We start from the raw sequence: 20,437 nt of genomic DNA, 5'->3' as shown, positions 1-20,437 counted from the left end.
TCCTCACTCCTCGTGCTACAACGCCGTGCTTGGCTGTCCCAGACCACCACCCCCGGAGTCGCGCCCAGGTGCTTTACACGTCCGACGAAACCGCTCTGACCCGCCGCCTGCAGAAGCTCACGTCCATCCTCGACGTGACCAAGGCGATGAGCGCTGAGCGTGACCTCGACCTGCTGCTGCCACTCATCATCTACGAGGCCTCCAAAGTGGTCGAGGCCGACCGCTGCTCGCTCTTCATCCTGGACCGCGAGCGCAACGAGCTGTGGAGCAAGGTCGCCCAGGGCTCGAAGAACGAGATCCGCCTCCCGGTGGGCAGCGGCATCGCCGGCCAGGTGGCCCAGACGGGCGCCCCCATCAACATCCCGGACGCCTACGCGGATGACCGGTTCAACCGCTCGTTCGACATCTCCAGCGGCTACCGCACGCACACCATCCTCTGCGTGCCCATGCGCGACGCCAACGGCGATGTGACGGGCGTCATCCAGGCGCTCAACAAGCGCGGGGGCCGCATCTTCGACGCCGAGGACGAGGAGCTGCTGCTGGCCCTGGGCGCCCAGGCGGCCGGCGCCATCGAGAACGCCCTGCTCCACGAGGAGATCAACCGCCTGTTCGAGGGCTTCGTCTCCGCGTCCGTGGTGGCCATCGAAGCGAGGGATCCGACCACGGCGGGCCACTCCGGCCGCGTGGCCAACCTCACCGTGCAGCTGGCCCAGGCGCTGGAGCACCGATCCACCGGCAGCTACGCGCAGACGCGCTTCACCGCCGTGGAGATCCAGGAGCTGCGCTACGCCTCGCTGCTCCACGACTTCGGCAAGGTGGGCGTGCGCGAGCCCGTGCTCGTCAAGGCCGAGAAGCTCTACCCCCACGAGCTGGAGATGCTGCGCGCCCGCTTCCAGATCGCTCGCAAGGATCTGCAGCTGCAGAGCTACCGCCGCAGGCTGGCCGCCGTGAAGGCGCGCGGCGACAAGGCCATGGCCGAGATCGACGGCGAGGAGGACGCCCGGCTGCTGGAGGAGCTCAAGCAGCTGGACGAGGTGTTTGAGTTCGTCCTCACCTGCAACCGCCCCACCGTGCTGGCCAAGGGCGGCTTCGAGCGCCTCGACGAGCTGCGCAAGGTCACCTTCAACGACGCGAAGGATCAGCCCCAGCCGCTGCTGCTCGACAGCGAGATCCGCTCGCTGTCCATTGCCCGCGGCACGCTGTCCTCCGAGGAGCGCAAGGAGATCGAGAGCCACGTCGAGCACACCTACCGCTTCCTCTCGCAGATCCCCTGGACACGCACCCTGCGCCGCGTGCCGGAGATCGCCTACGCGCACCACGAGAAGCTCGACGGCACCGGCTACCCGCGCGCCATCCCCAGCAAGACCATCCCCGTGCAGTCCAAGATGATGTCCATCTCGGACATCTACGACGCGCTCACCGCCTCGGACCGGCCCTACAAGAAGGCCGTGCCCCACACGCTGGCGCTCGACATCCTCGGCAAGGAGGCCAAGTCGGGCCAGCTCGACAACGAGCTGCTCACCATCTTCATCGAGGCGGAGATCCCCAGGAAGGCCCTGGGCGCGGTGAAGTAGGCGCGGTCCACGGAGCGCCGCGGACCCGCGCCTCCGCCGCCTTCGGCTCAGCCCGAGATGGTGTGCAGGCGCAGGCTGTTGATCTTGCCCGGCTGCCCCACCGGCGCTCCGAAGACGATGACGATGCGCTCGCCCGCCCGGGCCAGCCCGCGCGCCAGGAGCTCCTCCTCCACGCGGCGCACCATCGCCTCGGTGTCCTGGATGGGCTCCAGCACTCGCGGCACCACGCCCCACAGCAGCGCCAGCCGGCGGCGCACTTCCTGGTTGGGGCTGAACGCGACAATGGGCACCGCCGGCCGGTAGTGCGCCAGCAGCCGCGCCGTCACCCCCGAGAGCGTGAAGGCGGCGATGAGCGAGGCGCCGCTGGCCTCGGCCGCCTGGCACGCCACGCGGGCAATCACGTCCGGGAAGTGCGAGGGCAGCCCGAGCGGAGCCTCGATGACGCGGCCCAGGTGCTGGGCCCGCGCGGAGGACTCGGCGGCCAGGACGATGCGCTCCATCATCTGCACCGACTCGATGGGGTACTTGCCGCTGGCCGTCTCGCCCGAGAGCATCACCGCGTCCGCCCCGTCGAACACCGCGTTGGCCACGTCGCTGGCCTCGGCGCGGGTGGGGCGCGGGTTCTCGATCATCGAGTTCAGCATCTGCGTGGCGACGATCACGGGCAGGCCCCGCGCGTTGGCGCGGCGGACGATGTCCTTCTGCACCGCCGGCACCTCCTCGGGAGGGATCTCCACGCCGAGGTCTCCACGCGCCACCATCACGCCGTCCGTCTTGTCGAGGATGGCGTCGAGGCGGGCAATGGCCTCGGGCTTCTCGAGCTTGGCGATGATGGGCACCGAGCGGCCCACCTCGGCCATGGCCTGGCGCGCGGTGTCCATGTCCGAGGGCTGGCGCACGAAGGACAGCGCGATGAAGTCCACGCCCGCCTTGAGGCCGAAGATGAGATCCTCGCGGTCCTTCGGCGTCAGCGCGTCCGCGCGCACCGCCACGCCCGGCAGGTTGATGCCCTTGTTGTTCTTCAGCGTGCCGCCCACCACCACCTGCGTGCGCAGCAGCTGCTTCTTGTCCGTCTCGATGACCTTGAGCTCCAGCAGGCCGTCATCCAGGAGGATGCGGTCGCCGGGGTTCACGTCCTGCGCCAGCAGCGGGTACGTGGTGGAGACGATGTCATCGGTCCCCTTCACGCTCTCGTCGGTGGTGATGGAGAAGGTGGCGCCTTCCTTCAGCTCGGTGCTGCCGGTGATGAAGCGGCCGGTGCGGATCTTCGGGCCCTGCAGGTCTCCGAGGATGCCCACCGCCTTGCGGACCTTGAGAGAGGCCGCGCGCAGCTTGGCAATGTTCTCGGCGTGCTGCTCATGGCTGCCGTGGGAGAAGTTGAGCCGGGCCACATCCATTCCGGCTTCCAGCAGCGCCTCCAGCATCTCCTGGCTCTGGCTCGCAGGTCCCAGGGTGCAGACGATCTTCGCTCTTCGCATAGGGGCTGCGAGGATGGGGGGAGGCTTGCGCGGGGTCAAGCATGCAAACCGGTGCCATCGCTCGGTAAAACGGTAAAAGGGCCGCCCGGCCGCTGAGGGCTCAGCCTCGCAGGAGCACGCTCAGGTTCTCCCGCTCCCAGCGCAGCGCGGCAACGTAGTGCGGGAAGGACTTCTCCCTGTCTCGAAACGCCCGAGGGTGGTGCACCCGGCGGCTGCCCCGCCCCGTGCTCGGGAAGAGCTGGTGCAACATCTCGTGGAAGACAATGAACTCCACGAAGAAGGCGGGCACCTCGGGGCGATCCAGCGCCGGGTGGATGCGGATCTCCCGCGTCTGGTGATCGTACACGCCCAGGCGGATGGACTTGCGCCGGCGCCGCGGAGGCATCCGCCCCCAGCCGATCCGCGCCTGGATGCCATCCTGGAAGTAGGTGCGGTTCACCGACTCGAAGAGGTGCTGGAGATCGAAGCAGCGGCCCACCGGGTTGAGATCCGCGTCCGTCTCGCGGCGGAACTGGCGGATGCGCGGCTGCTGATGCCGGATGTAGTCGTCCAGCACGCCGCCCGCGATCCGGTTGCCGCGGCCCGCGTAGTCGGCCACCGCGCGCAGCACGGCCTCCGGCGCGTCCAGGAACATGTGGTGCAGCCGGAGCTGCAGCACGTTGCCCCCCCTGCGGAACGACACCATCGTCGAGCGGTTGTCAGTCACCGCCAGCCGGACCGGGATGCCCAGATCCGACGAGAGCCGCCACGCCAGCGACTCGGCGCGGGAGAACAGCTCGTCCCGCGTCTCACTGACGATGCGCGGAGCCTCCTCCACCAGCCGGTTGCGCACGGGCGGCTGCGGCGGCGGCTGTAGCGGCGGCGGCGCCGGGCGCAGGGACGCCGACGGGCTGCCGGACAGCGTGAAGAGGGACATCTGGCGGGGGTACTCGGTCATCGCTTGGCCAGCATCGTACCCGCCACCTTTACGGACTCAAGGGCGCTGGGGGCCGATTGCTTCCACTCCAACATGCCTTCAACCACGGCCATGGCTCCGCGCTTCCTCAGCGAGCTGCGCGCCCAGCGCCTCCACCGCCTCGCGCGTGGTGCCGAACGCGGTGAGCACCTCCTCCATGGACTCGGCCTCCTCCACCGCGAGGCAGGCGCCGCCCTCCGCTCGAGCCGCCGAGAGATCGCCATAGCGCCCCACCGCCAGGCTCCAGCTTCCATCCGCCCATTTATCGAAGGGGTAGAGCCGGCAGGCAATGGGCCGGACGTCCATGGGGAGCGTGCAGCCACGCGTGCGCTCGTGGAATATGCAGGAACCGTTGCGAGCCAGCAGCAGGGTGCGCACGGGGCCCCGGCGGAAGTAGCCCCGGTAGAGCGGCCACCGGGCCTCGAAGTCCGCCGCTCCGGCCTCGGTGACGCCGTCTTCCTGGGTGAAGCGGCGCGCGGCGAGCCGCGTGTGCTCGCTGATGCGAGCGATGTCCGCTCGGGTCACCATGGCCAGGTGCTCGGTGCCTCGCGGCTCGCAGCACGTCTTCCCGAGCGCCTTCGCACAGCGCGCGCAGGCGGGGCTCTGAAAGGGCTTCATGCGAGCGGCGGCTCCGTGTGGCGCGTCTTCAGGAGGCGCTCGAGGCGCTCGGGCTCCATGCGCACCATGAACGTCTTCTCGCGGCTGAAGAGCACCTGGCCCGGGGCTCCTCCCTTCACCTTGCGAACGAACTTCACCGGCACGTAGCTCACCTCGCCGCGCGGCTCGCCCTTGGCCCCCGAGTGGTGAAGCGCCAGGTGCGCGGCATCCAGCAACACCTCCTGGGACACCTCCATGCCCTTCTCCAGGGGCACCACCACATGGCTGCCTGGCTGCCCTCGGGCGTGCAGCCAGAGGTGGTACGGCCGCGCCACCTTGAAGGTCAGCGCGTCGTTGTCCTCCGAGCCCCGACCCACCCAGATGCGCTGCCCGCCGTGGCCCACGTACTCCTTATATGGACGGCCCTCCTGGGGGCCTTCCTCGCCCGCGGGCCCCTGGAGGATCTCCACCTGGGCCAGCAGCGCCGCCTCGGCCATCTTCTCGAGCTGCGCGAGCGCCGCCTCGGCCTGCGCCACCTCGCGCGCCAGCTCCGCCTCGCGGCGGCGCGCCTGCTCCACGCCTCGCAACAGCCGCTTGTACTGGTGGAAGTGCCAGTCCGCCTCCTCCTTCGGCGCGCGCTTCGGATCCAGCTTCACCTTCACCTCCTCCACGCCGGCTTCCGTGTACGCCGTGAGCGTCACCTCGGTGGCGCCGCGGCGCAGGCGGTGGAGGTTCTGCGTGAGCAGCTCGCCCACGCGGCGGTGCTCCTCGGCGTCCGGGCCTCGCGCGGCCTCGGCTCGCACCTTCTCCAGCGTGCGCCCGGAGCGCTTGAGCCGCGCCCGGTATGGCTGCGCGAGCCTGCGGCGGATGGACTCCGCGCGGCTCTTGCGGTCTCGCTCTCCCAGGAGCCGCTCGGCGGCCTCGGCGTAGGGGGCGAAGTCTCCGGCTACGGGCTGGAGGCGGGACGGAGCGCTTCGGGCCTTCTGCAACGCCTCGGGAGGCAGCGGCTCGGGCGGAGTCCACTCCGCTCCCGGGTGCAGCCCACGGCGCTGCGCGAAGCCCTCGCCCGAGAGCATCAGCACCCGGCCGCTCTCGCTCAGCAGCACCAGCCCGCCCGGCGTGGACAGCTCCAGCACCACGCGCCGCGTGCCCTCCTCTTCCTGGTGGAAGTCGAGCACCACCAGGCGCTCGGCCTCGCGCCACGTGGCGCCCTTCAGCTTGAAGCCCGTCAGCTCCTGGCGCAGCCAGCGCTGGAACGGAGCGGGCTCGCCCGGCGTGGGGAAGCGATCTGCGGCCACCGAGAGGCGCGCCAGCTCTCCCTCCGCGCACAGGCACAGGAGGAAGGAGCGCCCGGGCACTCGCAGCTCCAGATAGGCCAGCCGTGGCAGCGGGCACCACGCCTTCTGCACCACCGCGCCCGCGAGCCGTGCGCCCACGTCCGCCACTACCTGCTCCAGCTCCGTGGGACGAAGTGACATGGGATCTCTCCTCCATCATCTCCAGCGGCTCGGCCAGCAGATTCGAGCAGCTCCCTGGGAATGGAGTGCGCGCAGTGTACCGCGTCCCGTGGAGCGGATTAACCTCCAGAGCGCTCTCCCCTCACCTTCGTTGGGTGCCAGCACGCATGAGCGCAGACGATGGGCAAGAACCGAAAGGTATGCAGGGAGCATCTCCTGCCGCGGCGCGGGTAGAGGACACCGTTACCTTCGCTCAAAATCCCGTCGCTCCCGCGCCGGATCCCGTGCGCACCGGCAACGTGACAGCCCACTGGCTCACCCACGTGCCGGTGATGGAGCAAGCCCGCTACATCCTCTACGGAGAGTTCGCCCGGGGAGGGATGGGACGCGTCCTCCGCGCTTTCGATGCTCGCCTGAGCCGAATGGTGGCGCTCAAGGAACTCCAGGCGCCTGGGAGTGGCTCGCTCGCGGAGCGTTTCCGCACGGAGGCGCTCGTCACGGCGCGTCTTCAGCACCCTCCATCGTCCCCATCTACGATGTGGGCCAATGGCCAACGGGCGAGTCCTTCTACAGCATGCGGCTCGTGCCCGGCCGATCGCTCCATGATGCGATCGCCGAGGCCAAGACGCTCGAACGCTGGGACCTGGCCACTGACCAGGAGCTGGCAGCCCTGAACGAGCACAGCGGCGACGTGCGGAGCCTCGACATCTCGGCGGATGGGAAGCGGCTCGTCTCCGCCAGCGACGATCAGACGGTCAGGCTCTGGGATCTGGAGAGCGGCCAGAGCCGCGTCCTGCGTGGACATCAGGGGCCCGTAGAGGCTGTACGCTTCTCTCCGGATGGCCGACAGGTTCTCTCCCTGGGAGCAGATGGAACCATCCGAATCTGGCCGGACGATCTTCCCTCGTCGCCCGAGGCGCTGCGGGCCTGGCTCCAGACCGTGGACGCTCCCTCGCCGGGAGATGATTGATCATTGAGAGCCGTCGATGGTCGCCATCCAGGCTCGCAGGGCAGCCGGGTCCGTGGGGAGGTCATCCAGCCAGAGCCGCACGGTCCCATCCCAACTGATGGAGGCCAGGTGCTGGTCATCCAGGAAGACCACCCCTGTCACCCACCCGGTGTGTCCCCTCAGCACCCGGCTCTCGCTCGTCGCGAGATCCCAAAGCCGCACGGTCCGGTCCGGGCTCGCGGAAGCCAGTCGCCGGCCATCCGGCGAAAGCACCATGTCGGTGATCTCGCCCTGATGCCCGCTGAGCATTCCGCGCGGCGCTCCCGTCAGACCATCCCAGAGCCGCAGTGAGCTATCGTTCGCGCTCGAGCTGATCATCAGCTTGCCGTCCGAGGTCACGAGGAGCTGCAGGACACCGCTCCCGCCAGTGTCGACCCGCTGGCTCGCGCCGCTCGCCAGATCCCAGATGCGCAGGCTGTGGTCCATGCTCCCGCTGACAAGCCGCTTGCCCTCCGGGAAGAAGAGGAGATGGTTGACCTCATCCTCATGGCCTCGCAGCTCCTGGGAGCCTCCCGTGGCCAGCTCCCACAGCCGGATCACCCCCGACTTGCCGCCCGAGGCCAGGCGCTGGTCATCGGGCGAGAAGCTGAGCTTGAGGACCGCGTCCCCCTGGTTTCCCAATGAGCGGGGCTGCCCCCCGCCGAGCTCCCAGATGCGGACCTCGCCCTTCGAATCCGCGGAGGCGAGCACCCCGCCGCTGTGAGCGAACGCCAGCGCGGTGAGCACGCCCGAATGGCCTTCCATCTGGCGCTCGAGCTGCCCCGTGAGGACGTTCCACAAGCGCACCCGGCCATCCTTTCCTCCCGTGGCGAGCCACCGGCCATCCGGCGAGAACTGACGGGGGGCTCCCTCGCCGGCGCCGCTCTTCTCCAAGACGGTGGCGTTCCCCGTGGCCACATCCACCAGCCGCAGGGCGCCGTCCGCGCCCGAGATGGCCAGCCGCCGGCCCTCCGGAGAGGCCTTCAGCGCGTCAAGGGCCACGGGGGTCTTCGTGATGAGGCGGTTGGCCTCTGTCGTCACGGCAAACAGCCGGGTGGTGGCGTCATAACTCCCGACGGCCAGCCACCGCCCATCGGGAGAGAAGTCGAGCGGGAATGCGGCGGCCTGAGGGCCGCGCAGGATCCGGTTGTGGCCCGAGCTCAAATCCCACAACCGCGCGGTGCGATCATCACTGCTGGTGGCCAGCAAGCGCCCATCCCGGGAGAAGTGGATTTGATTGATGCGGCCTTCGTGGCTGCCGAGCAGCTCGCTCTGGCCCGTCTTCAGATTCCAGAGCCAGAGCTGTCCTTCCGCGCTCCCCGCGGCCAGCTGCCCTCCGTCTGGAGAGAAGGCCATGTACGAGATGGCTCCCAGCTTCTCTCCCAGGATCCGGCCCTTGCCGGTCCGCATGTCCCAGACGCGCACGGTCTGGTCCAGCGCCCCTGTGGCGGCAAGATCGCCACGGGGAGAAATCGCCCCCGCGGTGATCGTCCCGTCATGCTCCAGCGTTCGCGAGGTGCCCTGCTCCAGGTCCCAGAGCTGCGCTCGAGGGGCCATGCGGGCCCGGACGAGCGCGTACCGTCCGTCCATCGAGAGCCCCAGGCGAAAGAGCCTTCCCAGCCCGGTCTTGTGCGTTCGCACCAAGGCGCCGGTGGCCACGTCCCAGATGCGCAGCAGGTCATCTCCCCCGCAGATCGACACGAGGTGCCGGCCATCCGGGGTGAACCCAATGCCATTGACCGGCCCGAGGTGGCTGGCGAGCCATCGGCTCTCGCCCGTCTCCAGGTTCCACAGACGCACGGTCCTATCCTTGCTCGCAGTGGCGAGCGACCGCCCATCCGGTGAGAGCTCGAGCCGCCAGACCTCATCGGTGTGCCCGGCCAGCACCCGCGCTCCGCCATGCTCCAGATCCCAGACGCGGACCGTGTGATCGTCGCTGCTGGTGATGAGCTGCTTGCCGTCTGGGGTGAAGGCCAGCTCATTGATTGTCTGGGTATGCCCCTTGAGGATGGTGGCGAAGCCGTGCGCCCGCGCATCCGCCGCGATGGTTCGCACCGCGGACCAGCGGGGGAATCCCGGCGAGAGGCTGCGCAGCCAGGCGATGGCTTCGTTGGGGTCCCGGTCCACGGCGGCGCGGGCGTTCAGGAGGGTGAGCTCATCGGCTCGCTCGAGCGTCTGTTGCCGTGCGCTCTCCGCATCGCGCTGGGCTGCCTCCGCCTCCGCCTGCTTGCGCTCGGCATGGTCCCGCGCGGCCACGATGCTCAGCAGGCTCGCCGTCCCCACGCCCAGCAGGACCAGCAGGGCCACAGCCGTCACCGCCACGGCGGCCCGGTAGCGCCGGATGAAACGCCAGAACCGCTCCCCCAGTGAGTAGACGTGCGCGTTGACGATCTGCCCGGTCGCGAAGCGCCGCAGATCCTCCGCCAGCTCTCGCGCCGTGGCGTAGCGCTCGGAGGCCTTGCGTGCCATGGCCTTGGCCACGATCGCCAGCAGGTCCGCGGGGATCCCTTTCTGGAGGTGGCTGAGCGCCATGGGCGGCCCTTGCACCACCTTCTCGATCACCTGCGTGGGCGTGCCAGCGCCATAGGGCTTCTGACCCGCGAGCAGGTGATAAAGGATGGCGCCCAGGGCATAGACGTCGGCGCGCTCGTCGACGGGATCTCCCGAGGCTTGCTCCGGAGGCATGTACGCCGGCGTCCCCATCACCATGCCCCGCTGGGTACTGGACGAATCCGTGCTCACCTTCGAGGACACCACCGCCCTCTCGGGGTCTCCACTCATGGAGAGATCCTTGGCCAGTCCCCAGTCCACCACCACGGTCTCCCCAAAAGCCCCCACGAGCACGTTGGCCGGCTTGAGATCGCGGTGGATGATGCGCTCGGAGTGGGCGTAAGCGATGGCCTCGGCGACCGCCAGCACGTGAGGGAGCAGCGCCAACCGCTCCTGCAGTGTCTTCTTCTCGGCGATGACGTCCGCCAGCGAGCGCCCGGAGACCAGCTTCATGGCGTAGAAGGGCTCGCCCGTCGTCCAGCGCCCCGCATCATAGATAGGCACGATGGAGGGGTGCTGGAGGCGGGCGGTGATGAACGCCTCGGCCACGAAGCGGGCCTCCATGTCGCCACCCTGGGTGAGCAGCTCCTTGATGGCGACGGGCCGATCCAAGCGGCGATCCTTGGCACGAAGGATGCGCCCGATGGCCCCATGGGCGAACTCGCCTCCCAAGTCGTAGCGGTTCAGGTCCGCCTGGGACAGCGCCTGCACCGTGGACGAGGAGGCGGCCGGCTCAGGTCCCGCGCTCGAATGCGCCTTCCTGGCCGCGGGCAGGCTCATGGTGGCATCGTCTTGACTCACGAGAGCTCTCCTCCGGCGGCGTCGCTCGCCCTGGCGATAGGACCGCCCCGCAGAATGCCTCAGGATGCCTGGCTTTCTCTAGCGTTCCCCAGGCCACAGTCCGTCACTATTCAGCAGAGGCGCGCTGGCGCGGGTGCGCTCGGAATGCTCGGCCAGAAGCGCTGCCGTGAGCCTACTCATAGCGTAGGATGTGCGGAGGCGACTGGAGCGGTTCCCCTATTGCGAGCCCGGCCTTTCGCGCTAACTTCCGGGCGCTCATCGGTTGGTCTCTGCATCCTGCGTGGGGGAGAGGCTTCTCGTGTCCATGGCCGCACTCAGCGGTATGGCTTTGGGGCTCGTCTTGTCGCTGGCTCCTTCGCTTCCGGCGCCTCCCGGTCCGCCGCGCCCCGCCAGCGCGCAGAACGCGCAGACCGAGACGGCCGGTGGGCGCGATGCCGTGTTGCTCAAGCTGACCCAGGATCTGGCGGCGATCCCAACCTGACGACTTCATCCCCTTCCATTCCGTCGGCCAGAACCCCTTCCTCACGCTGGATTCCAGCCTGGGGCAGATGCCGCCCCTCACGCCGGGGAAGTGGTACTTCACCACCGTGCGCGCGACGAACGGGGTGCAGTTGACCACCACGCGTCCCTCGGACGGCTTCCTCGCGCTGACGACGGATGGACAGCCCAGCACCCATCCCCCTCGTCCCAGTGTGGGAACCCCCTGCCCGGGCCCGCCTCCGGATGGCGGAGCTCCGGATGGCGGCACCGACGATGGGGGAACACCCGATGGGGGACCTCCGCCGGGACCGGGGAACGACAAGAGTTCTCCGGTGGGCTGGGGCTGCGGCACGGCCGGTGGGTCCATGGGCCTGGTGCTGCTGGGGCTCGTGGCGCTCGGGCTCGGGGGCGCGGGCCGCAAGCGCCGTGGGGTGAGCTGAGCCGAGCTCCCTTCTCGTGTAGAACCCACCGCATGAGCGCACCTGCCCCGGCCACCCCGAGCCCTCCCTACCTCCTGAAGACGCCGCGCCTGCTCCTGCGCTGCATGCAGCCGGAGGACGCCGTGCGCCGGAAGGAGGCGGTGGACTCCAGCGGGGAGCACCTGGAGGGCTTCTTCCCCTCCACTCCGGAAGGGCGCATGCCGCTGGAGGCTCACGCCGCGCATGTGCGGAAGCTCCGCGGCTGGTTCGATCTGGACCAGGACCGCGGCTACGGCGTGTTCGAGCCGCAGACAGGGCGGCTGCTCGGAGAGGTCTCCCTGCTCAAGCGGGCCGGCATCGGCGCGCTCGAGGTGGGCTACTGGCTGCGCCGCGACGCGACCGGCCAGGGGTTCGCCACCGAGATGGCCTCGGCCGTGGTCAAGGTCGCCTTCGAGCTCGACAAGGTGAAGCGCATGGATCTGCTGTGCGACCCGGAGAACGTGCGCAGCGCGGCGGTGGCGCGCCGGCTGGGCTTCACCTTCGAGGGGCGGCTGCGCGACAGGCAGCTCGCGCCGCACCACACGCGCGGAGATCTGCTGTGCTTCACCCTGCTGGACACCGAGTATCCGAGCAGCCCGTCAAGCAAGCTCCCGCTCGAGGCCTCTGACTTCGTCGGCCGGCCGCTCACCTGGGGCCCGAGCGGAGGAACGAAGGCTCGGGAGCCCGCATAAACGAAAACGGCTCGGCGGAGTCCGCCGAGCCGTTCACGGGAGTCGAGGTGGGAATCTTGTGACTCCCGTGGAGACCGCGCCTTAGGCCGTCGGAGCGGGAGCAGCAGCCGCCTTCTTGCGCGAGGACGTCTTGCGCGTGGTCTTGCGCGCAGCGCCCTTCTTCGCCGCCGTCTTCTTCTTCGGGGCAGCAGCCTTCTTCGTGGTCTTCTTCGCGGTCTTCTTCTTCGCGGCCATTTACACCCTCCGTTGAGTTGGTTGCCCGCACCCAGTGGGGGTGGGGCCCTGCACTCGGACACAAGTGACTGAGTGCTTGACGTGAATGGTAGAGGCGACTTGCACGTGTGTCAACGCATGGTGACGTATGGCAGTGCGTTGCGATGCCCGATTTTTCGGCCTCCGCGCGGTCGACGAACCCCTGAAGGCCCTTCGGCGCGCCAGGCGAGCACGCTCCGAGGCCGAGAATTCGGCTCGGGACGCGACGCGTGCGCAGGGCCGAGAATTCGGCTCCGGCCGCGATGGAGCTCGTCACTCGCGAGTGTCCGGTGGCGCTCAGTGCCCGGAGCAAATGCCGCGCTTCCTCCGCTGAGTACCGGCATCTAGGGTGCCGCCCGCGATGAGTGCCGACGAGAGGACGTTTCCCGAGAGCTTCACCTTCGGAGTGGCCACCTCCGCCTATCAGGTGGAGGGCGGCATCGAGAACGACTGGGCCGAGTGGGAGCGCGCCGGGAAGCTGAAGGATCCACACATGCGCTGCGGGCGCGGGGTGGACCACTGGAACCGTTACGAAGAGGACTATGGGCTGGCCCTGGAGGCGGGGGCCGCGGCCTTCCGCAGCTCGCTGGAGTGGGCGCGCATCGAGCCCGAGCGCGGGCGGTTCGACGGCGCGGCGCTCGAGGCCTACCGCGAGCGGCTGCTGCGGATGAAGGCGCGGGGCCTGAGGCCCGTGGTGACGCTGCACCACTTCACCCACCCCACGTGGTTCCACCGCGAGACGCCCTGGCACACCCCGGCCAGCGTCGAGGCCTTCCGCGCCTATGCTCGGGCGTGCGCGCCCCTGCTCCAGGGGCTGGACGCGCTCCTCATCACCCTGAATGAGCCCATGGTGGTGCTGCTCGGGGGGTATCTGCAGGGCCTCCTCCCGCCCGGCATCGCCGACGGGGCGAGGACGATGCGGGCCCTGGAGAACATGGTCCGCGCCCACGCGGCCGCGCGCCAGGAGCTGCAGGCCGTGCTGGGCAAGGTGGAGCTGGGCATCTCGCAGAACATGCTCTGCTTCGCGCCGGACCGGTGGTGGCACCCGCTGGACCGGGCCCTGGTGCGGCTGGGCGCGCAGGCCTACAACCACGCCTTCCACGAGGCGCTCGTCACCGGGAAGCTGCGCGTGAGCATGCCGGGCGTGGCCTCCACGCGGGTGGACATCCCCGAGGCGAAGGGCTCGTGCGAGTTCATCGGGGTCAACTACTACTCCCGCGCCCACCTGCGCTTCGTGCCTCGAGCGCCGTTCATCGAGTTCAAGTTCCGGGACAAGCTGGGCCGAGGCCTCACGGACATCGGCTGGGAGGACTATCCCGAGGGCTTCGGGCAGATCCTCCGCGAGGTGAAGCGCTACGGGCTGCCCGTCTGGGTGACCGAGAACGGCATCGACGACCGGAAGGGGGAGCGGCGGCCTCACTACATCCACTCGCACCTGGCGCAGCTGTTGGAGGCGCGCGCCGAGGGCGTGGACATCCGCGGCTACCTCTACTGGAGCCTGCTGGACAACTTCGAGTGGCTGGAGGGCTGGGGCCCTCGCTTCGGGCTCTACCACGTGGACTTCGACACGCTGGAGCGCCGGGCCACTGCGGCCTGCGCGTACTTCCGTACGGTGGCCCAGGGGCGGCGGCTCGTCCCCCCCGAGACGCCCACGCCTCAGCCCAGCGCGGCCCGATAGTCCACGTCCTGTTCCTCGGCGGGACCTGACAGGTCCACCGAAGCGGACTCGAAGAAGCGCCGAGCGCAGGCCTCCACGGCCTCGGCCGAGTCCAGCGTGTTGACCTCCGCACGGAAGGTGGCCGCGCCGCGCAGCCCGTGCGCGTACCAGGCCATGGGCTTACGGAAGCTGCGCACCGCGCCGAGCTCGTCCCCCACGAAGGCCACATGCGCCCGGAAGTGCTCCAGCACTCCCGCGCAGCGCTCCTCGGGCGCGGGCGGATCGCCACCGGCCAGCTCACGGAAGATCCACGGGTTGCCCAGCGCTCCCCGGCCAATCATCACGAAGTCGCAGCCGGTGGCCTCCAGCATGCGGTGCGCGTCCTCCGGCGTCTTCACGTCCCCGTTGCCGATGATGGGCCGGTCCGGAAAGTGCCGCTTGAGGTCCGCGATGACTCTCCAGTCCGCCTTCCCCGAGTAGCCCTGCTCGCGGGTGCGCGGGTGGATGGCGAGCGCCGCGCAGCCGGCCTCGAACAGCTCGCCGGCCATGCGCAGGTAGTTGAGGCTCTTCGCGTCCCAGCCCGAGCGGATCTTGCAGGTGACGGGCAACCCCGTGGCCGCGCGGATCTGCCGGACGATCTCCGCGGCCCGAGGCGGATCGCACAGCAGGCCGCTGCCGGCGCCGTTCTTCGTCACCTTCTTCACCGGGCAGCCCATGTTGATGTCGATGATCTGAGCGCCGTACTCCTTGCCCACCCCGGCGGCGCGGGCCATGGCCTCCGGATCCCCACCGAAGATCTGAAGCGAGTAGGGCCGCTCCACCTCCGGGTTGAAGCGCAGGTACTTGAGCGTGCGCTGGTTGGTGCGCATCAAGCCCTGGGAGCTCACCAGCTCCGTGGGGCACAGCGCCGCGCCCAGCCGGAAGGCGATGACGCGAAAGGGCATCTCGCTCACCCCCGCCATGGGCGCCAGGATGTAGGGGTTGCGGAGGGTATAAGGACCGAGCTGCAGCATGGACGGCGGGGAACCTAGCGGATTGGTGAACCCGGAGCAGTGTCCGAGCAATGCCCTGCGTTGCCGCTACCTAACGGTTAAGGTGCTGACCCATGTTCCGCTTCCGGCTCGGGAGCATTCCCGTCGAGGTCCACTTCTTCCACCTGCTCGTCTCGGCGATGCTCGGCTGGTACTTCTTCCTGCCCAGCGCCCAGGCCTCCGGCCCCGCCTGGCTGGCCGAGCACCTGGGAGACCCGGGCAACCCCGGCTACATACAGGCCGTGGTGCTGGGCGTGCTGGCCTGGATGCTCATCGTCTTCATCTCGGTGCTCATCCACGAGCTAGGCCATGCCATGGCCTACCGGGCGTTCGGCCAGCGGCCGAGCATCGCCCTGGTCTCCCTCGGAGGAGTGACCTACTCCCCCGAGGGCGGAAAGCTCTCCTGGTTCCGGCGGGTGGTGGTCAGCCTCGCGGGCCCGCTGTCCGGCTTCATGCTGGGCGTGGTGTGCGGCCTGGGTTACTTCTTCTCTCGGAGAGGCGACTCGGGCGCGCTCGCGTTCTTCCTCTACTGGTTCTGCTCGGCCAACGTCTTCTGGACGGTGCTGAACCTGCTGCCCGTTCAGCCGCTGGATGGCGGCAACATCATGAGCACGGTGTTGACCCGCTTCTTCGGGCGCGGGGGCTTCATCACCGCGCAGGGGCTCGCCCTTGTCCTGTCCCTGGCGGCCGTGGCCTGGGGCCTTCGCGGCAGAGACCTGATCTGGGTCCTGTTGTTCGGCTCCTGGGGCTTGCAGGCGGTGCGGAAGATCTCCGACGCGCTGAAGACCCCGTCCGCTGCCGTGGGCGAGGCCCAGGCCCCGCTCATGCGCGCCCTCGAGCAGGCCCAGGCGGCGCTCTCGAAGAACGAGCTCCAGGAGGCGCGGCGGCTGGCCTCCTCCGTGCTGGAAGGCGGCGTGGCGCTCACGCCAGCGCTCGCCAGCCGCGCCCATCGCCAGTTGGGGTGGGTGGCGCTCAAGGAGGGCCAGGGGCGCGCGGCGCTCGATCACTTCTCCCAGGTGCAGGGCCAACCCGTGGAGCCGCAGGCGCTGGCCGCGGCCTTCTCGCTCGTCGGGGACGAGACGCGCGCCCTGCCCCTGTGGGAGATGGCCTGGCGCGACACGGGGGACCGGACGGTGATGCACGAGTACGCCGGCTCTCTGATCCGCGCGGGGAAGGAGGCCCAGGCGCTGCGCCTGCCCGGAGTGAACCCGGCCAGCGCCTTCTCCTTCGCCGAGCGCGTGCTCTTCATCCGTGGCGCTTATTCCGAGGCCGCGGCCATGGGCGAGGCGGCGCTGGCGCACGTCCCCGATCCGACGATGGCCTATAACGCGGCGTGTGCATTCGCTCGTGCCCACAACGTGACTGACGCAGTGCGCTTGCTGCACCGCGCCAGAGAGCTGGGCTACCGGGATGGGGCCTATGCGGCCTCGGACGAGGACCTGGCACCGCTCCACGGCCACCCCGCCTTCGAGGCGTGGCTTACGGATCTGCGCCAATCTGCATCGTCCTGACAGAGCCATGACAAAGGGGGGTGTTGATGCAGGGTGAGACTGCGCAGCTTCCTGCTCGGTCTGCATCCTGCCGAGGCATCCTTGAGCGAAAACACCTCTGTCCTGGCCACTGACGAGAAGATCAACTGGCTGGCTTCCATCCCCTTCTTTGGGGTCCACCTGATGTGCCTCTTCGTCTTCTATGTGGGGGCGAAGCCGGTGGATCTGCTGGTGTGCCTGGGGCTGTACGTGCTCCGCATGTGGGGCATCACCGCGGGCTACCACCGCTACTTCAGCCACCGGGCGTACAAGACCAACCGCTTCTTCCAGTTCATCCTCGCCCTGGTGGGCACCCTGTCCGTGCAGAAGGGCGTGCTCTGGTGGGCGGCCAATCACCGGCACCACCACCGCGAGTCGGATACGGAGAAGGACATCCACTCGCCCATCCAGAAGGGCTTCTGGTGGAGCCACGTGAGCTGGATCCTCTGCGACAAGTACGGCGAGACGCGCTACGACAGCATCAAGGACTTCGCGCGCTTCCCGGAGCTGCGCTTCCTCAACCGCTTCCACCTGCTGCCGGGCATCGCCCTGGCCGTGGCGCTGTACTTCATCGGCGGCTTCTCGATGCTCGTCTGGGGCTTCTTCGTGAGCACCACCGTGTTGTGGCACGGCACCTTCACCATCAACTCGCTGAGCCACATCTTCGGCAACCGCCGCTACCGCACCACGGACACCAGCAAGAACAACTGGCTGCTGGCCCTCATCACCCTGGGCGAGGGCTGGCACAACAACCACCACTACCACCAGAACACCGCCAACCAGGGCTGGTTCTGGTGGGAGGTGGACTTCAGCTACTACTCCCTCAAGGTGCTCTCGTGGCTGCGGATTGTCAGCGACCTGCGCACCCCGTCCGACTCGGTGAAGTACTCCTTCCAGAAGTACTCGCCCGAGCAGCGGGCGGAGCTCAACGCGCCCACTCCCTTCTGGGGCGCCATGGCGGCTCGGAAGCGGGCGGCGGGGGACAAGGTGCGCGAGGCCCTGGCTGCCGCGGCGGATCACCTGCCTACATCCGCCCCTGCTCCCCAGCCGATGCTCAAGCGGCGGTAGTGCAGGCCGCTGGGTAGAAGAAGGTCCGTGCCCCGGGGCGCTTGCCTCGGGGTAGAGTGTGCGGCCCTGTGTCACCCTCCTCCGTGAAACCCGAGTCCGGACTCCCGCGTACAGGAATGGCCCCTGCGCGCACCGCGGCTGGGGAGTCCGACGAGGAGTTGATGGCGAGGTTCTGTCAGGGTGAGGCCGCCGCGTTCGATGCGCTCTTCCAGCGCTTCTCGCGCCCTGTGCACGGCTACCTGACGCGGCTCACCGGGAGCCCCTCGGCGGCCGAGGACCTGGTGCAGCTCACCTTCCTCTCCTTGGTGCGAGCGCGTGGGCGCTTCCAGGAGGGCGCCAGGGTGAAGCCGTGGCTGTACGCCATCGCCACCAACGCCGCGAGGGACCACCAGCGCCGCAGCAAGCGGCCGGAGGAGCTCACCGCGGAGGGCGAACTGCCCGCCACGGTGGCGGCGGACACGGCGGGCCCGCGGGACATGGGCCTGGAGCGCACCGTGCAACGCGCCCTGGAGATGCTGCCCGAGGGGCAGCGCATCCCCATCGTCATGCACCGCTTCGAGGGGATGAGCTTCGCGGAGATTGCCGAGGCCATGGGCCTCACGGAGTCGGCGGTGAAGGTCCGGGCCCACCGGGGCTATGCGCGGCTGCGCGAGCTGTTGGCCGGGCTGAGGGAGGAGGCGAGCGAATGACGCCCGAGTGCGAGCGCGTGATGGATGCCCTGGGAGGCCCCCTGCCACCGGAGCTGGCCGCGCATGCCGCCTCGTGCGAGGACTGCAAGGCGCTCACCTCGGGGTTCGGGGTGCTGGACGCGCTGCCGAAGGTCTCCACGCCCGAGACCACGCCCGGCATGGAGGCCGCGCGCACGCGGACGCTGGAGGAGCTGGCCGTCCAGCCCCTGGCGAAGCCGTGGTGGCGCGAGCTGCTGGCGCTGGTGGGCACGTACGCCGTGGTGATGGTGGCGGGCGTGTTCTTCCTGGGCCGCGCGGGGCTGGTGGGCAACACGGCCTCCGTGCCGGTGGTGGCGGGGCTGGCCGTCCTCATCCTCGCGCTGGTGGGAGGTGGGGCGTACCTCTCGCTGGCTCCGGCTCGCCGCCGCATCCCCTGGGTGCCCATCGCCGTGGCGGCGGCCCTCGTGGCGGCCCTTCAGGTGCTGGGAGGCTCGGGCACCACGCCAACGCGGAACTTCCTCGTGGGCGTGATGGGGTGCGTGAAGACCGAGGTGCTCCTGTCCATTCCGCCGCTGGCGCTGGCGCTCGTACTGCTGTGCCGCTCCGCCTTCCAGCCGGTGCGCGCCATCGCCGCCGGGCTGTCCGCCGCGGGCGTGAGCCTCTTCGTCCTGCACCTGCACTGCCCGGATGGGACGGCCGGGCACCTGATGCTCGGCCACCTGGTGCCGTGGATTCTGCTGTCCGGCGTGGCGCTGTTCCTGCGCTCGCGCCTGCCCACGCGCAGCTACGCCCCGTGAGCGTGTAACCCGCGCGCTCGCCCCGGCGTACCAGCAGGCATGAACGCCGCCCTCCTCGCCCTGCCCCTGCTCCTCGCCGCCAGCGCGCCGCGCACGCCCGTCCTGGTGGAGCTGTTCACCTCCGAGGGCTGCTCGAGCTGCCCGCCCGCCGACGCTGCGCTGGCGCGGCTGGCGCAGAAGCAGCCGGTGGAGGGCGTGGAGCTGATCGCGCTCGGCTTCCACGTGGACTACTGGGACTACCTCGGGTGGAAGGATCCGTACGCCTCGCCCGAGTATGGCGAGCGCCAGCGCCGCTACGCGCTCGATGGGGACGACAACCGCGTCTACACGCCGCAGATGGTGGTGGACGGCACACGCTCCTTCGTCGGCGGCGAGGACGAGGCCCGGGCCCAGGCGGCCGTCGCGGCGAAGCGCTCCAAGGTGCCGCTGCGGCTGAGCACTCGGGTGGAGGGGGACACCGTGGTGGTGCGCGTCCGGATGGACATGGCGCCGGCCCAGGGCCTGGAGCTGTGGGCGGCGCTGGCCGAGGACGGGCTCTCCTCGGACGTGAAGCGCGGGGAGAACGTGGGGCGCAAGCTCTCGCACGCGGCGGTGGTCCGCACCCTGGCGACGCTGCCCGCGCTCAAGGCCGAGGAGGGTGGCTTCGTCTCCGAGGCCCGGCTGAAGCTCGCGCCGGGGTGGAAGCGGGAGAAGCTGCGCGCGGTGGCGGTGCTGCAGGCGCCGGCCGGAGCGGTGAGCGGAGTGGCGGCGGTGGAGCTGGCCTCGAAGTGAAGGGCGCGAGGCGCGTCCAGGGGGCAAGGCCGGACGCGCCTCACAGCGAAGCGGAGCCGGAAGCGGCTCAGAGCTCCGCGAGGGCCTGCTGAGGGAACGCTCGCGCGTCCACCTTCGGGTAGTACGCCTTCACCTTCCCGTCGGGTCCGATGATGACTCCCACGCGCCGGGCGTTGGGCGCCTTGGCGTCATCACACGCGCCATAGGCGAGCCCCACCTTCCGGTCGGTGTCGCACAGCAGCGGGAAGTTGAACCCGAACTTCTCCGCGAAGGCCTTGTTCTCGTCGGCGGTGTCGAAGCTGATGCCCAGAATCTCTGCGTTCTTCTGCTGGTACTGCGCTCTCTGGTCGCGGAACCCGCAACCCTCGATCGTTCAACCCGGTGTGTCCGCCTTCGGGTAGAACCAGAGCACCAGCGTCTTCCCCCGGTACTCGGACAGCGAGTGCGTCCGGCCGGTGGAGTCCCGGACCGTGAAGTCCGGAGCCACGTCTCCTGGCTTGAGCATGCTCAGCCTCCTCTGTCACGGCGGCCCGGAGCCCCGCCGTGTGTCTTGGTGAACGCCGCTCCGGGGCCCCCGTTCACTAGCACGGCCGCCTGTGGACCTGGGGCTCGAGTCCGCCCCGAGTCCGTCCTT

At 69.5% G+C, this 20,437-nt stretch carries 19 protein-coding genes; 11 read left to right on the top strand and 8 right to left on the bottom strand.

The genetic code is table 11. From position 1 onward, the window contains the following. The first annotated feature begins 68 nt into the window (after positions 1–68). A complete protein-coding gene (locus ACJ8AT_RS38460) occupies positions 69–1,574 on the top strand; it encodes a GAF and HD-GYP domain-containing protein (RefSeq protein ID WP_407742968.1) in 1,506 nt (501 codons plus the stop codon). 47 nt (positions 1,575–1,621) lie between these two features. Here the strand turns inward: ACJ8AT_RS38460 and pyk are convergent, their stop codons facing one another. The 4 genes from pyk to ACJ8AT_RS38440 all read right to left on the bottom strand — a co-directional run bounded on the left by pyk (position 1,622) and on the right by ACJ8AT_RS38440 (position 6,082). Further along, positions 1,622–3,052, bottom strand: a complete 1,431-nt coding sequence (gene pyk / locus ACJ8AT_RS38455) for a pyruvate kinase (protein WP_407742967.1) — start codon at positions 3,050–3,052, stop codon at positions 1,622–1,624. A 100-nt stretch (positions 3,053–3,152) separates the two neighbouring features. After that, entirely contained in the window at positions 3,153–3,989 is an 837-nt protein-coding gene (locus tag ACJ8AT_RS38450) for a hypothetical protein (RefSeq protein ID WP_407742966.1), read from the bottom strand. A gap of 78 nt (positions 3,990–4,067) precedes the next feature. Next, positions 4,068–4,625 (bottom strand): YkgJ family cysteine cluster protein, encoded by a 558-nt coding sequence (locus tag ACJ8AT_RS38445; RefSeq protein WP_407742965.1) that lies wholly within the window; start codon positions 4,623–4,625, stop codon positions 4,068–4,070. Next, entirely contained in the window at positions 4,622–6,082 is a 1,461-nt protein-coding gene (locus tag ACJ8AT_RS38440; protein WP_407742964.1) for an NFACT RNA binding domain-containing protein, read from the bottom strand. The genes ACJ8AT_RS38445 and ACJ8AT_RS38440 overlap by 4 nt, the downstream gene beginning before the upstream one ends. A gap of 517 nt (positions 6,083–6,599) precedes the next feature. Here ACJ8AT_RS38440 and ACJ8AT_RS38435 point away from each other — a divergent pair. Continuing rightward, the gene (locus tag ACJ8AT_RS38435; protein ID WP_407742963.1) at positions 6,600–7,031 is read left to right on the top strand and encodes a WD40 repeat domain-containing protein; all 432 of its coding nucleotides are present in this window, start codon (positions 6,600–6,602) and stop codon (positions 7,029–7,031) included. Here ACJ8AT_RS38435 and ACJ8AT_RS38430 read toward each other — a convergent pair whose 3' ends face one another. Then, positions 7,032–10,400, bottom strand: coding sequence for a WD40 repeat domain-containing serine/threonine protein kinase (locus ACJ8AT_RS38430; RefSeq protein ID WP_407742962.1), 3,369 nt, complete (start codon positions 10,398–10,400; stop codon positions 7,032–7,034). Between the two features lie 298 nt (positions 10,401–10,698). Between ACJ8AT_RS38430 and ACJ8AT_RS38425 the strand changes: the two genes are divergently transcribed. From ACJ8AT_RS38425 to ACJ8AT_RS38415, 3 genes are all read left to right on the top strand, one after another. Then, on the top strand, positions 10,699–10,881 hold the full coding sequence (locus ACJ8AT_RS38425) for a hypothetical protein (protein ID WP_407742961.1): 183 nt from the start codon (positions 10,699–10,701) through the stop codon (positions 10,879–10,881). 67 nt (positions 10,882–10,948) lie between these two features. Continuing rightward, a complete protein-coding gene (locus tag ACJ8AT_RS38420) occupies positions 10,949–11,320 on the top strand; it encodes a hypothetical protein (protein ID WP_407742960.1) in 372 nt (123 codons plus the stop codon). Positions 11,321–11,352: 32 nt separating this feature from the next. Next, complete coding sequence (locus ACJ8AT_RS38415; RefSeq protein ID WP_407742959.1) at positions 11,353–12,030, top strand: GNAT family N-acetyltransferase; 678 nt, start codon at positions 11,353–11,355, stop codon at positions 12,028–12,030. A gap of 81 nt (positions 12,031–12,111) precedes the next feature. Here the strand turns inward: ACJ8AT_RS38415 and ACJ8AT_RS38410 are convergent, their stop codons facing one another. Beyond that, positions 12,112–12,264 carry a hypothetical protein gene (locus ACJ8AT_RS38410; RefSeq protein WP_407742958.1) on the bottom strand — a complete coding sequence of 51 codons (153 nt, stop codon included), beginning with the start codon at positions 12,262–12,264 and terminating at the stop codon, positions 12,112–12,114. Between the two features lie 379 nt (positions 12,265–12,643). Here ACJ8AT_RS38410 and ACJ8AT_RS38405 point away from each other — a divergent pair, with 379 nt between their 5' ends. Beyond that, positions 12,644–13,960 (top strand): glycoside hydrolase family 1 protein, encoded by a 1,317-nt coding sequence (locus ACJ8AT_RS38405; protein ID WP_407742957.1) that lies wholly within the window; start codon positions 12,644–12,646, stop codon positions 13,958–13,960. Here ACJ8AT_RS38405 and dusB read toward each other — a convergent pair. Further along, on the bottom strand, positions 13,939–14,952 hold the full coding sequence (dusB, locus tag ACJ8AT_RS38400) for a tRNA dihydrouridine synthase DusB (protein WP_407742956.1): 1,014 nt from the start codon (positions 14,950–14,952) through the stop codon (positions 13,939–13,941). The two genes, ACJ8AT_RS38405 and dusB, sit on opposite strands and share 22 nt — an antisense overlap. Positions 14,953–15,044: 92 nt before the next feature. Here dusB and ACJ8AT_RS38395 point away from each other — a divergent pair, with 92 nt between their 5' ends. The 5 genes from ACJ8AT_RS38395 to ACJ8AT_RS38375 all read left to right on the top strand — a co-directional run bounded on the left by ACJ8AT_RS38395 (position 15,045) and on the right by ACJ8AT_RS38375 (position 19,803). Beyond that, a complete protein-coding gene (locus ACJ8AT_RS38395; protein ID WP_407742955.1) occupies positions 15,045–16,481 on the top strand; it encodes a site-2 protease family protein in 1,437 nt (478 codons plus the stop codon). Between the two features lie 162 nt (positions 16,482–16,643). Beyond that, positions 16,644–17,567 carry an acyl-CoA desaturase gene (locus tag ACJ8AT_RS38390; RefSeq protein ID WP_407742995.1) on the top strand — a complete coding sequence of 308 codons (924 nt, stop codon included), beginning with the start codon at positions 16,644–16,646 and terminating at the stop codon, positions 17,565–17,567. 161 nt (positions 17,568–17,728) lie between these two features. Then, entirely contained in the window at positions 17,729–18,256 is a 528-nt protein-coding gene (locus ACJ8AT_RS38385) for an RNA polymerase sigma factor (RefSeq protein WP_407742954.1), read from the top strand. Further along, entirely contained in the window at positions 18,253–19,032 is a 780-nt protein-coding gene (locus ACJ8AT_RS38380; protein WP_407742953.1) for an NrsF family protein, read from the top strand. The genes ACJ8AT_RS38385 and ACJ8AT_RS38380 overlap by 4 nt, the downstream gene beginning before the upstream one ends. Before the next feature lie 39 nt (positions 19,033–19,071). Further along, positions 19,072–19,803: a DUF1223 domain-containing protein gene (locus tag ACJ8AT_RS38375; protein WP_407742952.1), complete on the top strand. Its 732-nt coding sequence runs from the start codon at positions 19,072–19,074 to the stop codon at positions 19,801–19,803. Between the two features lie 67 nt (positions 19,804–19,870). Here ACJ8AT_RS38375 and ACJ8AT_RS38370 read toward each other — a convergent pair whose 3' ends face one another. Then, complete coding sequence (locus ACJ8AT_RS38370) at positions 19,871–20,308, bottom strand: peroxiredoxin (RefSeq protein ID WP_407742951.1); 438 nt, start codon at positions 20,306–20,308, stop codon at positions 19,871–19,873. Positions 20,309–20,437 lie beyond the last annotated feature (129 nt).

This window comes from Hyalangium sp. (genome assembly GCF_045802625.1).
Lineage (GTDB): Bacteria > Myxococcota > Myxococcia > Myxococcales > Myxococcaceae > Hyalangium.
Note: the sequence above shows the minus strand (reverse complement) of the source record. Positions and strands in the feature narration are given on the sequence as shown.

What these genes read in the sequence shown, in the direction of transcription:
- pyk (WP_407742967.1), bottom strand. Translation starts at nt 3,052, where the DNA reads ATGCGAAGAGCGAAGATCGTCTGCACCCTGGGACCTGCGAGCCAGAGC.
- ACJ8AT_RS38450 (WP_407742966.1), bottom strand. Translation starts at nt 3,989, where the DNA reads ATGACCGAGTACCCCCGCCAGATGTCCCTCTTCACGCTGTCCGGCAGC.
- ACJ8AT_RS38445 (WP_407742965.1), bottom strand. Translation starts at nt 4,625, where the DNA reads ATGAAGCCCTTTCAGAGCCCCGCCTGCGCGCGCTGTGCGAAGGCGCTC.
- ACJ8AT_RS38440 (WP_407742964.1), bottom strand. Translation starts at nt 6,082, where the DNA reads ATGTCACTTCGTCCCACGGAGCTGGAGCAGGTAGTGGCGGACGTGGGC.
- ACJ8AT_RS38420 (WP_407742960.1), top strand. Translation starts at nt 10,949, where the DNA reads ATGCCGCCCCTCACGCCGGGGAAGTGGTACTTCACCACCGTGCGCGCG.
- ACJ8AT_RS38415 (WP_407742959.1), top strand. Translation starts at nt 11,353, where the DNA reads ATGAGCGCACCTGCCCCGGCCACCCCGAGCCCTCCCTACCTCCTGAAG.
- ACJ8AT_RS38410 (WP_407742958.1), bottom strand. Translation starts at nt 12,264, where the DNA reads ATGGCCGCGAAGAAGAAGACCGCGAAGAAGACCACGAAGAAGGCTGCT.
- ACJ8AT_RS38405 (WP_407742957.1), top strand. Translation starts at nt 12,644, where the DNA reads ATGAGTGCCGACGAGAGGACGTTTCCCGAGAGCTTCACCTTCGGAGTG.
- dusB (WP_407742956.1), bottom strand. Translation starts at nt 14,952, where the DNA reads ATGCTGCAGCTCGGTCCTTATACCCTCCGCAACCCCTACATCCTGGCG.
- ACJ8AT_RS38395 (WP_407742955.1), top strand. Translation starts at nt 15,045, where the DNA reads ATGTTCCGCTTCCGGCTCGGGAGCATTCCCGTCGAGGTCCACTTCTTC.
- ACJ8AT_RS38390 (WP_407742995.1), top strand. Translation starts at nt 16,644, where the DNA reads ATGTGCCTCTTCGTCTTCTATGTGGGGGCGAAGCCGGTGGATCTGCTG.
- ACJ8AT_RS38385 (WP_407742954.1), top strand. Translation starts at nt 17,729, where the DNA reads ATGGCGAGGTTCTGTCAGGGTGAGGCCGCCGCGTTCGATGCGCTCTTC.
- ACJ8AT_RS38380 (WP_407742953.1), top strand. Translation starts at nt 18,253, where the DNA reads ATGACGCCCGAGTGCGAGCGCGTGATGGATGCCCTGGGAGGCCCCCTG.
- ACJ8AT_RS38375 (WP_407742952.1), top strand. Translation starts at nt 19,072, where the DNA reads ATGAACGCCGCCCTCCTCGCCCTGCCCCTGCTCCTCGCCGCCAGCGCG.